The sequence below is a fragment of the Ramlibacter pinisoli genome (assembly GCF_009758015.1).
Lineage (GTDB): Bacteria > Pseudomonadota > Gammaproteobacteria > Burkholderiales > Burkholderiaceae_C > Ramlibacter > Ramlibacter pinisoli.
This window is the reverse complement of the sequence record NZ_WSEL01000011.1, coordinates 145,828-161,529: the sequence shown is the minus strand read 5'-3', so window position 1 is coordinate 161,529 and position 15,702 is coordinate 145,828. Positions and strand designations below refer to the sequence as shown.

Annotated in this window: 9 protein-coding genes; 1 reads left to right on the top strand and 8 read right to left on the bottom strand. The window is 72.9% G+C overall.

Annotation, left to right across the window (positions count from 1 at the left end):
- Positions 1–3: 3 nt before the first annotated feature.
- The 3 genes from secD to GON04_RS25885 all read right to left on the bottom strand — a co-directional run bounded on the left by secD (position 4) and on the right by GON04_RS25885 (position 6,036).
- Positions 4–1,884 carry a protein translocase subunit SecD gene (secD, locus tag GON04_RS25895; protein WP_157401004.1) on the bottom strand — a complete coding sequence of 627 codons (1,881 nt, stop codon included), beginning with the start codon at positions 1,882–1,884 and terminating at the stop codon, positions 4–6.
- A gap of 83 nt (positions 1,885–1,967) precedes the next feature.
- Positions 1,968–2,300, bottom strand: coding sequence for a preprotein translocase subunit YajC (gene yajC, locus GON04_RS25890; RefSeq protein WP_157401003.1), 333 nt, complete (start codon positions 2,298–2,300; stop codon positions 1,968–1,970).
- Positions 2,301–2,466: 166 nt separating this feature from the next.
- On the bottom strand, positions 2,467–6,036 hold the full coding sequence (locus GON04_RS25885) for an indolepyruvate ferredoxin oxidoreductase family protein (RefSeq protein WP_157401002.1): 3,570 nt from the start codon (positions 6,034–6,036) through the stop codon (positions 2,467–2,469).
- 128 nt (positions 6,037–6,164) lie between these two features.
- Here GON04_RS25885 and GON04_RS25880 point away from each other — a divergent pair, with 128 nt between their 5' ends.
- The gene (locus GON04_RS25880; RefSeq protein WP_181653807.1) at positions 6,165–6,644 is read left to right on the top strand and encodes a winged helix-turn-helix transcriptional regulator; all 480 of its coding nucleotides are present in this window, start codon (positions 6,165–6,167) and stop codon (positions 6,642–6,644) included.
- 69 nt (positions 6,645–6,713) lie between these two features.
- Here GON04_RS25880 and mltA read toward each other — a convergent pair whose 3' ends face one another.
- Genes mltA through GON04_RS25855 form a run of 5 tightly spaced genes read right to left on the bottom strand, consistent with a single transcriptional unit; the run spans position 6,714 to position 15,701 of the window.
- Positions 6,714–7,916 (bottom strand): murein transglycosylase A, encoded by a 1,203-nt coding sequence (gene mltA, locus GON04_RS25875; protein WP_157401001.1) that lies wholly within the window; start codon positions 7,914–7,916, stop codon positions 6,714–6,716.
- Positions 7,917–7,967: 51 nt separating this feature from the next.
- Positions 7,968–8,606: a response regulator transcription factor gene (locus tag GON04_RS25870; protein WP_157401000.1), complete on the bottom strand. Its 639-nt coding sequence runs from the start codon at positions 8,604–8,606 to the stop codon at positions 7,968–7,970.
- Positions 8,606–10,678, bottom strand: coding sequence for an ATP-binding protein (locus GON04_RS25865; RefSeq protein WP_157400999.1), 2,073 nt, complete (start codon positions 10,676–10,678; stop codon positions 8,606–8,608). Before GON04_RS25865 ends, GON04_RS25870 begins: the two co-directional genes overlap by 1 nt.
- Positions 10,675–11,484: a carbon-nitrogen hydrolase family protein gene (locus GON04_RS25860; protein WP_157400998.1), complete on the bottom strand. Its 810-nt coding sequence runs from the start codon at positions 11,482–11,484 to the stop codon at positions 10,675–10,677. Before GON04_RS25860 ends, GON04_RS25865 begins: the two co-directional genes overlap by 4 nt.
- Positions 11,481–15,701: a YhdP family protein gene (locus GON04_RS25855; RefSeq protein WP_157400997.1), complete on the bottom strand. Its 4,221-nt coding sequence runs from the start codon at positions 15,699–15,701 to the stop codon at positions 11,481–11,483. Before GON04_RS25855 ends, GON04_RS25860 begins: the two co-directional genes overlap by 4 nt.
- Position 15,702: the final 1 nt, after the last annotated feature.

Below are 15,702 nucleotides of genomic sequence, written 5' to 3'. Positions count from 1 at the left end.
TCCTTATTCGGCCTTGGTTATAGCGCTGTCCGCCGCCGGACGCCAGACCGTTCCGATCGACACGGTCTTGAGTTTCTTCTGGCGGCCGTACCAGAGGTTGACCAGCCCGCGCGAGAAGAACACCGCCGAGAACATCGACGTCAGGATGCCGATGCAGTGCACGACGGCGAAGCCGCGCACCGGCCCGGAGCCGAAGGCGAGCAGGGCCACGCCGGCGATCAGGGTGGTGACGTTGGAGTCCAGGATGGTGGCCCAGGCCCGGTCGTAGCCGGCATGGATGGCCGCCTGCGGCGCCGCCCCGTTGCGCAGCTCCTCGCGCACCCGTTCGTTGATCAGGACGTTGGAGTCGATCGCCATGCCCAGTGCCAGCGCCATGGCCGCCATGCCCGGCAGGGTCAGGGTGGCCTGCAGCATGGACAGCACCGCCACCAGCAGCAGCAGGTTCACCCCCAGCGCCAGGCCGGAGAACAGCCCGAACAGCATGTAGTACACGGCCATGAAGGCCACGATGGCGGCGAAGCCCCAGGCCACGCTGTGGAAGCCCTTGGCGATGTTCTCGGCGCCCAGGGTCGGGCCGATGGTGAGCTCCTCGATGATCTCCATCGGTGCCGCCAGCGAGCCGGCGCGCAGCAGCAGGGCCAGGTCGTTGGCCTCGGTGACGCTCATGGAGCCGGAGATCTGGAACCGGTTGCCCAGCTCGCCCTGAATGACCGGGGCCGTGAGCGCCTCGCCCTTGCCCTTCTCGAACAGCAGGATCGCCATCCGCTTCTTCAGGTTCTCGCGGCTGACGTCGCGCATGATGCGGCCGCCCTTGGCGTCCACGGTCAGGTCGACCTTGGGCTGCTGGTTCTGCTGGTCGAAGCCGGGCTGGGCGTCGGTCAGGCTGTCGCCGGTGAGGATGACCTGCTTCTTGACGATGACGGCCCGGCCGTTGCGCTCGAGGTAGCGCTCGGAGCCGAACGGCACCGGGCCGGCCCCGACCTCGGCGGCGCGCGCCTCGCTGCTCTCGTCGACCAGGCGCATCTCCAGGGTCGCCGTGCGGCCCAGGATGTCCTTGGCCTTGGCCGTGTCCTGCACGCCGGGCAGCTGCACCACGATGCGGTCCAGGCCCTGCTGCTGGATCACCGGCTCGGCCACGCCCAGCTCGTTGATCCGGTTGTGCAGCGTGACCATGTTCTGCTTGAGCGCCTGCTCCTGCACCCGGCGCGCCGCTTCCGGCCGCAGGGTGGCGGTGATGCGGTACTCGGTGCCGTCGGGGGCGTCGGTCGCCTGCAGGTCGGCGAACTGGTCCTGCAGCACGCGGCGGGCGGCGGCCACCGTCTGGCTGTCGCGGGCCCGGATCTCGATCGCCTGGCCATTGCGCTGGATGCCGCCGTGGCGCACGCCGGCCTCGCGCATCTGGCTGCGCAGGTCGCCGGCCAGCGACTCGGCACGCTTGGTGAGCGCCGCCGGCATGTCCACCTGCAGCATGAAGTGCACCCCGCCGCGCAGGTCCAGGCCCAGGTACATGGGGGCCGCGCGCAGGGCGGTGAGCCACTTGGGCGAGCTGGACAGCAGGTTCAGCGCCACCACGTAGGCGGTGTCGTTGGGATCGGGCGCCAGTGCCTTCTGGATCGCGTCCTTGGCCTTGAGCTGGGAGTCGGTGCTGTCCAGGCGGACCTTGACCGAGCCGGCCTCCAGGCTTACCGCCTCCGGCTGGACGCCGGCCGCGGCCAGCGCCTGTTCCACCTTCACGCGCGTGGTGTCGTCGATCTTGACGACCGACTTGGACGAGGACACCTGCACGGCGGGCGCCTCGCCGAAGAAATTCGGCAGCGTGTACAGCACGCCCACCACCAGTGCGACCACGAGGATCGCGTACTTCCAGACCGGGTATCTATTCATGGCGAAGGTTCAGCGTGCGGCGCCGGCGGGGGGCGCGAGCCGGCGAGTCCCGCCCGACGCTCGACGCGCGGGCGGCCGACCTCTTACTTGATCGTGCCCTTGGGGAGCACCTGCACGACGGCGCTGCGCTGCAGCTGCACTTCCACGCCGCCGGCGATCTCGACCGACAGGTAGGTGTCACCCAGCTTGGTGACCCGGCCCAGCAGGCCGCCGGCGGTGGCCACCTCGTCGCCCTTGGCGAGGGCCTCGACCATGGTCCGGTGCTCCTTCTGCCGCTTCATCTGCGGGCGGATCATCACGAAGTACAGCACCACGAACATCAGCACCAGCGGCAGCATGCTCATCAGGGAGGACTGCATGTCGCCGCCGGTCGAGGCGGCCGGGGCGGTCTGGGCGAAGGCGGAGGAAATGAACAAGGGAACTCCAGCGGAAAGCCGACGGACGCGTCGGACAGGACGAGCGCGCACCCGCCGGGCGGCCGGTGCGTGCACAACCGCGGGATTGTAGAACGCCGGCGGAGCCGGCCCCGGCCGCGGCAGGGGCATGGCCGACCGCCGCCGGCCAGGGCTGGGCCGGCCGGGCTCAGGCGGCCTGGCAGGCCGGCGCCGGCTCGCGCCAGCGCTGCAGCAGCACCTCCCAGCGCGGGCGAACCGCCGCCAGATGGCGCTCCTTGACGTGCCCGTAGCCCTTGATCTGCTCGGGCAGGGCGGCGATCTCCAGCGCCAGGGCATGGTTGCCGGCGTCCAGCCCGGCCAGCACCTCCTCGATGGCGGCGCGGTACTCACCGATCAGGGCCCGCTCGGTGCGGCGCTCCTCGGTGCGGCCGAACACGTCCAGCGGCGTGCCGCGCAGGCCGCGCAACTTCGCCAGCAGCCGGAAGCCGACCGCCATGCCGGGGCCGTACTTGCGCTTGACCAGCTCGCCCTGGGCGTTGCGGCGGGCGATCAGCGGCGGCGCCAGGTGGTAGTGGACCTTGTAGTCGCCCTCGAACTGGGCCGCGATGCGCTCCTGGAAGCCGGTCTCGGTGTGCAGGCGCGCCACCTCGTACTCGTCCTTGTAGGCCATCAGCTTGAACAGGTTGCGGGCCACGGTCTCGGCCAGCGCGGTGCGGCCCAGGCCGGACTCGGCCGCCCGCACCCGCTCGACGAAGTCGGCGTAGCGCCGGCCATAGGCGGCGTTCTGGTAGGCGGTGAGGAAGGCCACCCGGCGCGCCACCAGGCTGTCCAGCGTCTCGCGCTTCTTGAACTCGATCACCTGCGCCGCCGGCGCCAGCAGCTGCTGCACGGCGGCCGGGTCGTGCGCCGCCTGCCGGCCCCAGGCGAACGCCGCCTTGTTGGCCTCGACCGCCACCGCGTTCAGCTCGATCGCCCGCAGCAGGGACGCCAGGCCGAGCGGCACCCAGCCCTTCTGCCAGGCATAGCCGAGCAGCATGGGGTTGGTGTAGATGCTGTCGCCCATCACCCGCGTGGCCAGGGTGTCGGCGTCGAAGCTGCCGACCTGCTCCGGCCCCACCGCTCCGGCGATGTCGGCCACGCAGGCCTCGGCCGGGTTGGCCCAGTTGCCGTCCTTGACGAAGGCGGCGGTGGGCGTGCTGTGGGCGTTGAGCGCCACCCGGGTCCGCCCAGGGCGCAGCCGCAGCACTGTCTCCTTGCCGGCCGCCACGATCGGGTCGCAGCCGATCACCAGGTCGGCCGCCGCCATGCCCACCCGGGTGGTGTGGATGCACTCGGGGCTGTCGCCGATCAGCACGTGGCTCCAGGTCGCGCCGCCCTTCTGCGCCAGCCCGGCCGCGTCCTGGGTGACGATGCCCTTGCCCTCGATGTGCGCCGCCATGCCGAGCAGCTGGCCGATGGTGATGACGCCGGTGCCGCCGACGCCGGCGACGACGATGCCGTAGGCACCGTCCAGCGCCGGCAGCGCGGGCTCGGGCAGCGGGCCCAGCTCGGCCGGCGACGGGACCTTGGCCTTGGCCTTCGCCTGGGTCTTGAGCTTGCCGCCCTCGACCGTGACGAAGCTGGGGCAGAAGCCCTTCAGGCAGCTGGTGTCCTTGTTGCAGGTGCTCTGGTTGATGGTGCGCTTGCGGCCGAACTCGGTCTCCAGCGGCTCGACCGACAGGCAGTTGCTCTTGGCGCTGCAGTCGCCGCAGCCCTCGCACACCAGCTCGTTGATCACCACCCGCACGGCCGGATCGACGATGGCACCGCGCTTGCGGCGGCGCCGTTTCTCGGTGGCGCAGGTCTGGTCGTAGAGGATGACGGTGGTGCCTTCGAGGTCGCGGAACAGGCGCTGGATCCGGTCGAGCTCGTCGCGGTGCTCGACCCCGACGCCCGGCGGCAGTTTGGCCTCGGCGTACTTCTGCGGCTCGTCGGTCACCACCACCAGCTTCTTCACGCCCTCGGCCACCAGGCTGTGCGCGATCTGCAGCACCGAGTGGCCCTCCGGCCGCTCGCCCACCTGCTGGCCGCCTGTCATGGCGACGGCGTCGTTGTACAGCAGCTTGTAGGTGATGTTCACGCCGGCGGCGATGGCCTGCCGGATCGCCAGCAGGCCGCTGTGGAAGTAGGTGCCGTCGCCCAGGTTGGCGAACACGTGCTTCTCGCCGGTGAACGGCTGCTGGCCGACCCAGGGCACGCCCTCGCCGCCCATCTGGGTGAAGCCGACGGTGGAGCGGTCCATCCAGGTCGCCATGAAGTGGCAGCCGATGCCGGCCATGGCGCGCGAGCCCTCGGGCACGACGGTGGATGTGTTGTGCGGGCAGCCGGAACAGAACCAGGGCTGGCGGTCGGCCTTGACCTCCAGCACCTGCATCGCGCGCTCCTTGGCCTCCAGCACCGCCAGCTGGGCGTCGATGCGCGCCGTGGTGTCGGCGTCCAGGCCCAGCTTCTTCAGCCGGCGCGCGATGGCGCGCGCGATCAGGGCCGGCGACAGGTCGGCGTTGGCGCGCAGCAGCGCGTGGGCACTGGGATTGGGCACCGACCACTCGCCACCGCTGTAGTCGCCCTCGCCCTCGTCGAACTTGCCCAGGACGGTGGGCCGCACGTCGGGCCGCCAGTTGTACAGCTCTTCCTTCAGCTGGTACTCGATGACCTGGCGCTTTTCCTCCACCACCAGGATCTCGCGCAGCCCGGTGGCGAACTCGCGCGTGATCTGCGCCTCCAGCGGCCAGACGACGGCGACCTTGTGCACCCGGATGCCCAGGCGCTGGCAGGTGGCCGCGTCCAGCCCGAGGTCGTCCAGCGCCTGGCGCATGTCGTTGTAGGCCTTGCCGCTGGCGATCAGGCCGAAGCGGTCGTTCGGGCCCTCGATGACGTTGTGGTTCAGGCGGTTGGCGCGGATGTAGGCCAGCGCGGCGTACCACTTGTAGTCGAACAGGCGCGCTTCCTGGTCCAGCGCGTGGTCGGGCCAGCGGATGTGCACGCCGCCCGGCGGCATCGTGAAATCGTCCGGCAGCCGCACCTGCACCCGCTGCGGATCGATCAGCGCGGTGGCGCTCGACTCGACGATCTCCTGGATGGTCTTCATGCCGGTCCAGACGCCGGCATAGCGGCTCATGGCGAACGCGTGCACGCCCAGGTCCAGGATGTCCTGCACGGTGGCCGGGAAGAACACCGGCAGCCCGCAGGCCTTGAAGATGTGGTCGCTCTGGTGCGCCGCGGTGGAGCTCTTGGCGACATGGTCGTCGCCGGCCACGGCGATCACGCCGCCCCAGGGCGTGGTGCCGGCCATGTTGGCGTGCTTGAAGACGTCGGAGCAGCGGTCCACGCCCGGCCCCTTGCCGTACCAGATGCCGAACACGCCGTCGAACTTCTGCGGCTCCTTCGGCGCGAAGCCCAGCTGCTGCGTGCCCCACAGCGCCGTCGCCGCCAGCTCCTCGTTCACCCCGGGCTGGAACACGATGTGCTGCGCCTTCAGGTACTTGCTGGCCTTCCACAACGCCTGGTCGTAGCCGCCCAGCGGCGAACCGCGGTAGCCGCTGATGAAGCCGGCGGTGTTCTTGCCCACCAGCGCGTCGCGCCGGCGCTGCAGCATCGGCAGCTGGACCAGCGCCTGCACCCCGCTCATGAAGGCGCGCCCGTACTCGAGTGCGTACTTGTCGTCCAGCGTGACGGTCTCGAGCGACTTGCGGATGTGTTCAGGCAGGGGCGCGTTCATCGAATCGGGTCTCCGGGGGAGCGGCGTGGGACAGCGGCACAGTGTAGGGAGAAAGGCCGGATCAGTCTTTGCTTTCGATGCCCCAAAACCGCTAGGATCAGGAAGATCCTTGCTCAAGATAGGTCATCGTGGAAAGACTCGACAAGTTCGACCTCCGTATCCTGGAAGAGTTGCAAGCCGACGCCCGGCTCACCAACGCCGAGCTGGCGCAGCGCGTGGGCCTGTCGGCGGCGCCCTGCTGGCGCCGCGTGCGGGCGCTGGAGGAGGCCGGCTACATCAAGGGCTACCACGCCGAGATCGACCGCCACCGCATCGGCCTGGGCGTGCTGGCCTTCGTGCGGCTGGACGCCGACCGCAACACCGGCGAGCGCACCCGGGAGATGGAGGAGGCGATCCGCAAGATCCCCGAGGTGGTGTCCTGCCACTACATCAGCGGCGCCGGCACGTTCGAGCTGCAGGTCGTCTCCAGCGACCTGGACAGCTTCTCGCAGTTCGCGCGCCGGGTGCTGATCAACCTGCCCAACGTCAAGGACCTCCACACCAGCTTCTCGCTGGGCGAGGTCAAGGCGAGCCGCGCACTGCCGCTCGGGCACTTGAAGCCGGATTGAGCGCGCGCCGGCCTGCGGCGACGGTCACCCGCAAGGTCGGCAGCGTGGTCTGCCGCTGAGCGGCCCGCGTCAGCGCGGCCACAGCGCCCACAGGCGCAGCGGCTGCTTCAGGCGCCCGGCCAACTCGCCGGCCTCGGCGCCCCAGCCGGCGAACCAGTCGGCCCGCAGCGCCCCGACGATGGCACTGCCGGTGTCCTGGGCCAGCACCAGCCGGTTCAGCGTGACCACCGGGCCGCTGGAGGCCAGCCAGACCGGCGTGCCGTACGGGATGCTCTCCTTGTCGACCGCGATCGAGCGGCCGGGCGTCAGCGCCACGCCCTGGGCGCCGCGCGGCCCGAAGGCGGCCTCGAGGTCGCCGAGCGGCTCCTCGCGGAAGAACACCACCCGCGGATTGCTCCACAGCAGCTCCTGCTGGCGCTGCGGGTTGTCGCGCAGCCAGCTGCGGATGCCGGGCCAGGAGGCGTCGCGCACCGCGCCCTGCTGCAGCAGCCAGCCGCCCACGCTGCGGTACGGCTGCTCGTTGCTGCCTGCGTAGGCCAGCCGCGCCATCCGCACGCTGCCGTCGGGCTCGGTGATGCGCAGCCGGCCGGAGCCCTGGATCTGCAGCACCAGGGCCTCGATCGGGTCGGCCAGCCAGACGATCTCGCGCCCGCGCAGCTGCGCACGCGGCTCCGGCTGGGTGTCGATCTCCTGCCGGCTGTACCAGGGCTTGCGGCTGGCCAGCGTGGCCGGCGGCCGGTACAGCGGCACCGTGTGGCGGGCGGTGGGCTGGCGCGAGGCGTCCAGCAGCGGCTCGTAGTAGGCGGTCAGCAGGCCCTCGGCCGCGCCCTGCAGCGGTTCGATGCGGTAGGGCTGCAGCCGCTCGCGCATCCAGGCGCGCTGCTCCTGCGCGCTGCCGATCGACAGCTGGCGCACCTGCGGGCAGAGGGCGGCGAAGGCGGCCGGCGGCCGCTCGCAGCTGCGTAGCCAGGCGTTCCAGGCCTCGTGCAGGGCATCGTCGTCGAAGCCGGGCAGCTCGTTCCAGCGCACCGGCACCCAGCGGCTGCGGCCCTGCAGCAGCGGCGCGCCGGGCGCCGCCTCGTCGGCCGGGGCGGCGGCCGACGGCGCTGGCGGCGGGGCCGTCGCCGGCACCGGTTCGGGCAGGGGCACCGAGGCGCAACCCGCCAGCATTCCTACAATCAACGCCCATCCGTACCGTCGTCGCATGCTGCTGATTCTGCTGGAAGCCCTGCTCGCGCTGGGCCTGCTCGTCCTGATCGTCTGGTGGACCATGTTCTCCGGCCGGCCCAAGGGCGAACCGCCGCCCGAGGACGAGCCGCCGCGCTAGCGCGCCGGTTCGACGTCGCGCAACACGTTGGCCAGTTCGACGGCCGACTTCACCTCCATCTTGTCGAACACCCGGGCCCGGTGCACTTCCACCGTGCGCACGCTGATGGCGAGCTGGTCGGCGATCAGCTTGTTGGGCAGCCCGCGCGCCACCAGCCGCATGACGTCGCGTTCGCGCTCCGTCAGCTCGGCCAGCCGCGCCGCCAGCCGGTCGCGCGCGCGCCGCGACGCCAGCACCCGGCGCGACTGCGCCAGCGCCTGCTCGATGCGGTCGACCAGCGCGTTGTCGGAGAACGGCTTCTCGCAGAAGTCGAAGGCGCCGCGCTTGACCATGCCGACCGCGGTCGGCACGTCGGCATGGCCGGTCAGGAAGATCACCGGCATCACCTCCACCAGCCCCTGCGCGGCCAGCCGCTCGAACAGCGCCAGCCCGCTCAGGCCCGGCATGCGAACGTCCAGCAGCAGGCAGCACGGCTGGCCCGGCTGCCAGCCGCCGGCCAGCATGGCCTCGAAGTCCTCGCCGGCGGCGAAGCGTTCGCTCGGCAGGTGGCGCGAGCGCAGCAGCCAGGCAAGCGCCTCGCGCACGCCCTCGTCGTCGTCGACGATGAACACAGTGGCATCGGGAGCTGGCTGCATCAGGCGGTGGCCGGTTCGCTCGGCGCCGCGAGCGGCGCCGCCACCGGCTGGGTGGGGAGGGTGAATCGGAAGACGGTGCCCTGCGGCCGGTTGGGCTCGTAGGCGAGGAAGCCGCCGTGCTGCTCGACCACCGTGCGGCACAGCGACAGGCCCAGGCCCATGCCCTCCGCCTTGGTGGTGAAGAAGGGCGTGAACAGCTGCTTGCGGACCTCGTCCGGGATGCCGGGGCCCTGGTCGGCAACGGCGAACTCGAGCCAGGCGCGGCCGTTGGCATCGTCGGGCGCGGCGCGCCGCACCTGGATCTGCAGCGTGGGCTGGCGCACGCCGGCCTGGTCCATCGCCTGCATGGCGTTGCGCGCCAGGTTGAGCAGCACCTGCTCGACCATCGTGCGGTCGCACAGCACCGCCGGCAGGCCGGCCGGCACCCGGGTCTGGACCTGCACGCCGAGCTTGCGCGCCTGCAGCCCGACCAGCGGCATGACGGCCTCGATCAGCGCCTGCGGCGCGACCGGCTCGCGGTCCTGGTCGCGCCGGCGCACGAAGTCGTGCACGCTGCGGATCACCTTGCCGGCGCGCTCGGCCTGCTCGGCGATGCGGCGCAGCGCCAGCTGCATGTCGGCCTGCGCCGCCGCGCCGCCCGCCTGCAGCAGGTTGAGCGAGCCGGTGGCATAGCTGGAGATCGCCGCCAGCGGCTGGTTCAGTTCGTGGCTGAGCAGCGAGGCCATCTCGCCCACCGTCGCGAGGCGGGCCGTGGCCTGCAGGCGTTCCTGGCTGGCGCGCGAGAGTTCCTCGATCCGGCGCTGCTCGCTCATGTCGAGGAAGGCGCTCATCCAGCCGGTCTGCACGCCCTGGGCGTTGATCAGCGGCGCCTCGATGATCAGCACCGGGAAGCGCGAGCCGTCCTTGCGCATGAAGACCGACTCGAAGCCCTCGCGCGGCGGTGCGAAATGGCCGGCCAGCCGGACCTCCTGCCGCTTCTGGTACTCGCCGGCCAGCTCGGGCGGCCAGTACGGCGCCGGCGTCGCCTGGCCGAGCAGTTCCTCGGGCGGAAAGCCCACCATGGCGCAGAAGGCCGGGTTCACGTAGGTGATGCGCCCGCGCAGGTCGCGCGCCCGCAGGCCGGTGACCAGCGAATCCTCCATCGCCTTGCGGAACGCCAGCGCCTCGGCCAGGTCCTGCTCGACCTGCAGCCGCCGGCGGGTGTCCTTGCCGAGCAGGAACAGCACCGCCAGCAGCGCGATCGAGGTGATCGTGACCAGCGCCGTCAGCACGTTGGGGAAGATCTCGGGCGCGCCGCGCCAGCTGTCGACGCGCAGCACCAGGGTGTTGCCGGGCAGGTCGAGCAGCTGCTGGGCGGTGAACACGCGCGAGCCGCGGCGGGCATTGCCGTGCAGCGCCAGCCGGGTGCCGTCGGCCTCGGTGAACGAGACCTCCTGGCTGCGGGCCAGCTGCGGGCCGACCAGGCTGGCCAGCATCTCGCCCAGCGAGTAGGTGGCGACCATGTAGCCGGTCAGCTGGCCGGCCACCATCTGCGGCAGGCACAGCTCCATCACCTCCAGCCCCAGCCCGTCGTTCTGCGGCACGAAGTAGCTGGCGGCGTAGCCGGCGCCGCTGCTGCGGCGCGCGTTGGCGCAGGCCAGGGCGACGTCGGCATGGGCGTTGGCGCGGCCCAGGCGGTCGAACACCGGCGGACGGTACGGCGTGTCGACCGAGCCCATCACGCCCAGCTGGGCGTCGCGCCACTCCACCCGCACCAGCTCGCGCCGCTCGTGCAGCAGCCGCAGCGCCTCGGCCGACCAGGCCGCCAGCGTGGGCGTGCCGGCCTGCAGGGCCTGGATCGACTGCACGTTGCGGGTCATGGCGCCGCGGATGTCGGACAGCGCCTCGGCGGCGTCGCGCTCCAGGCGCGACTGCACCTGGCTGGCCTCGTAGCGCCCGGCCAGCCAGATCAGGGTCACCAGCAGCGTGGCGACCAGCGTGCTCAGCGACCCCCACAGCAGCCAGCGCTGCGCCGCCGGCGGCCGGCCGCCCCCGTCGTCGGGCGGGGACTGCAGGCGCCGGGCGTCGCTCATAGGACGCGGTGCTCCAGCGCCGGCAGCTGGCGGCGCACCTGGGCCAGGCGCTCGCCGTCCAGCGCGGCCACCACCAGCCCCTCGCCCTCGTCCTCGCGCTGCGCCAGCACCACCCCCCAGGGATCGACCACCAGGCTGTGGCCCCAGGTGCGGCGGCCGTTCTCGTGCAGCCCGCCCTGCGCCGGCGCGGCGACGTAGGCCAGGTTCTCGATCGCCCGCGCGCGCAGCAGCGGCTCCCAGTGCGCCTGGCCGGTGCCGTGGGTGAAGGCGCTGGGCACCAGCAGCAGGTCGGCGTCCAGCCGCCGGTACAGCTCGGGAAAGCGCAGGTCGTAGCAGACCGACAGGCCGACCCGCCAGCGCCGGCCGTCGCGCGCGGCGAGGTCGAACGCGACCGGCGCGGCGCCCGGCTCGATGGTGCGCGCCTCGTCGAAGCGCTCGCGCCCGTTGTCGAACCGGAACAGGTGGATCTTGTCGTAGCGGGCCACCGGCTCGCCGGCCGGCGACCAGGCGATGCAGGTGTTGCGCACGTGGCCGGGGTCGGCGCCGGCCAGCGGCAGCGTGCCGCCGACCAGCCACAGGCCGTGGCGGCGGGCCTGGTCGGCCAGGAAGTCCTGCACTGGGCCGGCGCCGGGCTGCTCGCGCACCGCCAGCTTGTCGGTCTCGGCGCGGCCCAGCAGGCAGAAGTACTCCGGCAGCACGGCCAGCTCGCAGCCCTGGGCGGCGGCCTGCGCCAGCAGCCGGCCGGCCGCCGCCAGGTTGTCGTCCAGGCGCGGGCCGGACAGCATCTGGATCGCGGCGATCTTCATCGCGACACTCCCTGTTCGGCCAGCGGGCCGGCCTGGCGGGCGTTCTCGGGCGGCGGCTTGGTGACCTTGCTGATGCGCGGATCGGTCCAGGTGCCGTCGATCTGGAACTGCTGGGTGATGGCGCGGGCCAGCGGCTCGCGCAGGAAGATCTGGGCCAGGAAGGTGCCGATGCCGATCGCCGGGTTGATGGTGGCGGCCACCAGCGAGGCGGTGCCGGCGTTGATCTCCGGCACCACCACCACCCGCACGTCCTGCGTCTCGCGCGCCAGGTCGGCCTTGCCCTCGGTCAGCACGGCGGCGTTGACGCCCTTCATCTGCAGGTTGTTGGTGGCGGCGACGCCCTGCTGCACGGTGACGTCGCCGCGCAGGAAGTCGAACGCGAAGCCCTCGCTGAAGACGTCGCGGAAGTCCAGCGTCAGCCGGCGCGGCAGCGACTGCAGGCTCAGCACGCCCAGCAGCTTGGCCAGCCCCGGGTCGGCCTTGAGGAACTGGCCGTTCTCGACGTTGATGTGGAAGGCGCCGGTCATCGACGGGTAGTCGAAGCCCAGCGGCGAGCCGATCCAGGCGATCTGGCCTTCCAGCCGGCCCTGGCCGCGCTGCACCACGCCCTTCATGCCCATGCGGCCGAGCAACTGGCCGGCGTCCTGGATGTCGAGCCGGAAATTCATCACCGTGCGCCGGCGCTCGTGCGCGACCCGCGGCGGCGGCCGGCTGCCGGGTGGCTGCGCCTGGGCGTCCACCGCCGCCCAGTTGCCGATGGCCGAGAAGGTGGCCTCCGGCATCAGCAGGCTGAGCTTGTTGAGACGCCATTCGCGCACCCCGCCCTCGCGCGCGACGGCGCCGCCGCCGCGGTTGACGGCGTCGATCTCCAGCCGGCCGAGCTTGCGGCCGCGCAGTTCGAAGTCCTCCACCACCACGTCCAGCGCCGGGATCGCGCTCGGCTGTTCGTCCAGCATCGCCTCGACGGCGCTGGCGGCGGCGCTGGCGATCGACAGCCGGGCCAGCCGGGCATAGACCCGGCCGGCGCCGTTGCCCGAGGGCTGGCGGTACTCGACATAGCCGCCGAGCTCGTCGGCGTCGACATTGCCGCGCCAGAGCAGTCCCTCGCGCGTCCCGCCCACCACCAGGTTGTGGAGCGTGCGGCCATCGACGGTGAGTTCGCGCGCCCGCAGCGCCAGCCTGGTGGGCAGGTAGCCCAGGCCGTCGATGGCCGCGGTCGCGCCGCGCGGAGCCGGGGACGCCGTCGCGGCGGGGGCCGAGGTCGGTGCGGATGCCACGGCAGGTGCAGATGCGGCGGCCGGCGCGGATGCGGGGGCAGGTGCGGACGCGGGAGCCGACACGGCAGCGGCCGCCGCGTGGCCCACCACCCCGTCCAGTGCTTCCTCCCAGGCGTCGATGTTGGCCACGCCCAGCACCAGGTTGGCGGCCACGCCCTGTTCGGGCAGGGCGACCGACTCGCCGGGCGGCAGGCCGACCGCGATCGTGCCGCGCAGCACCCGCGGCTCGGCGCCCGAAACGTCGCGCACGTAGCGGACCGCCAGGGCGCGGCCGATCTCCACCGACAGCTGGTCGACCGGCTCGCCCTCGCGCAGCCGTGCGTTCTCGTAGCGCAGCGGCAGGACGGCGTCGGGTGCCTTGTTCAGCGGCGGCGGCAGGTTCAGGCCCAGGCCCTGCAGCGAGCTGGTGAGCTGGATCTCGGGGCTGCCGCCCCGGCGGAAGGTGAGCGTGCCGGCGTAGGCGGCGCTGCCGCTGGCCTGGCGCGCCAATCGGGCCACCCCGCCCAGCTCGCGCGCCTGGCGCAGGCCCTCGGCGCTGGCGACGCCCTGCACCCGCAGCACGACGGCGCTGTCGCCGTTGCTGCCTCGGGTGCCGCCCTCCACCCGCAGGTCGCCGCCAAAGGCGCGCGCCTGCGTGCCGGTGAGCGAGAACCCGCGCTCGTTGAACGACACCGTTCCGCGGGCCCGGCCCAGCGCCGGGCTGTCGGGGGTGATCTGCAGGTCGTTGCCGGCCAGCACCACCGAGCCCTGCACCCGGCTGCGTTCGAGCTGGGCGATCGGCAGCGACAGCTTCAGCCGCACCTCCGCCGGGCCGTTGGCGGTGGCGCGGGCCAGCGCGTCCTGGGCCAGCGCCGACACCGGCGAGCGCTGCACCACCTGCAGCGCCTCGGCGAGCGGCCCGCGCACCTCGCCGCTGACCTCCACCGTGCTGCGCGCCAGGTCGGCGACCTCGGCGTCGGCTTTCACCCGCAGGCCCGGCGCGCCGGCGAAGCGGCCGTCGGCATGGACCACCCGCAGGCTGGTGCGGTCGAACACCAGCTGGCCGGACAGCTGCGTGAGCACCGGCCACGGCAGCGCGCCCGGCTTGGCCGGCGCCCGCGGGGCGAAGGCGTAGGTGGCGTTGCGCACCTGCGCCGTCACCTTGAACTCGCCGGACTTGCCCTGGGCGAACGGGAACTCGCGCAGGTCGCCCTTCAGGCGGAACCGGGCCTCGCTCACCTCGGCCTGCTGCACCGCCTCGCGCACGTAGCTGCGCGCCGTCTGCGGCAGCCGCAGCGGCAGGTAGCGCCAGACCCGGCTGCCGTCGGCGCGCGCCAGGCTGCCCTGCAGGTCGAGGACGCCCGGATAGCGGTGGGCCGGGTCGTCGCCGGTGCGCCAGGAGCCCTGGGCCTCGCCCTGGGCGTCGGCATTGGCGAACTTCAGGTTGCTGGCGGTGACCGCCAGCCGGCTGCCGGTGCGCTGCCACTGCAGGTCGCCGCTGAACCGGGCGAACGGCAGCAGCGGTTCCTCGAACACGCCGGGCAGCTCGAGCGCGCCGTCCTGCATGGTCAGCCTGGCCCGGCCGCCGGCCTCGCTCAGGTCGAACTCGGCCGCCAGGTTGCGCACGCCCGGCGTGCCCGCGACCGGGCGGCCGCCGGCCGGCGGCTGCGGCGCCGGCACCGCGGCCACGTGCAGGCCGCTCAGGCGGCCTTTGGCCTGGTAGGACGTCGGCGCCTGCACCGGCCCCTGCCAGCGCGCCTGCAGCGTCTCGACCACACCGCGCGGCGCGTGCGTGGCCAGGGCGGCGTGGGTCGCCGCCCCCAGCGGCAGCCGCTCGGCCAGCGCCCCCAGCGCCGCCAGGTCGAGGCGGTCGGCGCGCACCTCGCCGCTCTCGGGTCGCCTGGCGCCGGCCGGGGTCCAGCCGACGAACACGTTGCCGCCCGGCCAGCGCTGGCCGTCGGCGGTGACGAACTGCAGGTCGCGGGCCTCGACCTCGACCCCCTCGCCGACCCGCCGGGCGGCGATGCGGCCGGCCAGCGAGGCCAGCGCCAGCGGCTGCAGCCCGGGCGCCAGGCGGGTCGAGACGCCGGCCACCGCCAGGTCGGCGACGGCACCGGTGACCTCGCCGGCGGCGATGTCGACCCAGGCCCGCACGGCGCCGTGGCCGCCTTCGAGGCGCGCGTCGATCGGCGTGTAGCGGCGCAGTTCGCCGAGCTCGATGCGGCCAAACGCGCCATGGAACTGGCCGTCCCAGTCCTGCCAGCGACCGGGGTGGGTGGACAGGAACGGCTGGCGGAACGCGCCGACCAGCGTGAAGCGGTCGCCCACCGCCGCGGGCGGCGTGGCGTCGAGGCGGATCGCGTGCCGGCGGGCGGTGTTGCGCACCACCAGGTCGACGCCGGCGAGCACCAGTTCCGGCGCCTGCCGCATCTCGTCGGTCCAGTGCAGCTGGCCGCCGCGCAGCACGATCTCGGCCTGCTCGAACACCCAGTCGGCGGCGCCGCCGTCGTCGCGGCCACCGCGCGTCACGTCCAGGCCGGCGACCAGCACCCGGCCGTCGACGGTGCGCCGGATGTCCAGCACCGCGCCCTCGATGTACAGCTGGTCGAAGCCGCGGTGCCAGAGCGACCGCGGCGACAGCGCGGTGACCACGCGCGGCAGCCGCAAGGCCTCGCGGCCCTGCGGGTCGAGCAGCACGACGCCGTCGAATTCGACCGTCGGGATCAGGCCCTCGCTGCGCGCGCTGACGGCGCCGATGCGCACGGGCACCCCCAGGACCCGCGTGGCCTGGGCTTCCAGCACGGGGCGCCAGTCGCTGATTCGCGGCACAATCCAGCCGTGCAAAGCGCCCCAGCCCAGCGCCAGCAGCAGCCAGAAGGCGGCCAGCAGCCATAGTGCCCCCTTCGCGCAGGCGGCATAGAACTTCAGCAGGCGCGATGGAAGGGGCGGCGAATCGTTCATG

Coding starts and splice junctions, on each gene's coding strand:
- GON04_RS25865 (WP_157400999.1), bottom strand. CDS start 10,678: ATGAGCGACGCCCGGCGCCTGCAGTCCCCGCCCGACGACGGGGGCGGC.
- mltA (WP_157401001.1), bottom strand. CDS start 7,916: ATGGTCCACCAGACGATCAGGACGAGCAGGCCCAGCGCGAGCAGGGCT.
- GON04_RS25885 (WP_157401002.1), bottom strand. CDS start 6,036: ATGAACGCGCCCCTGCCTGAACACATCCGCAAGTCGCTCGAGACCGTC.
- GON04_RS25860 (WP_157400998.1), bottom strand. CDS start 11,484: ATGAAGATCGCCGCGATCCAGATGCTGTCCGGCCCGCGCCTGGACGAC.
- GON04_RS25870 (WP_157401000.1), bottom strand. CDS start 8,606: ATGCAGCCAGCTCCCGATGCCACTGTGTTCATCGTCGACGACGACGAG.
- secD (WP_157401004.1), bottom strand. CDS start 1,884: ATGAATAGATACCCGGTCTGGAAGTACGCGATCCTCGTGGTCGCACTG.
- GON04_RS25855 (WP_157400997.1), bottom strand. CDS start 15,701: ATGAACGATTCGCCGCCCCTTCCATCGCGCCTGCTGAAGTTCTATGCC.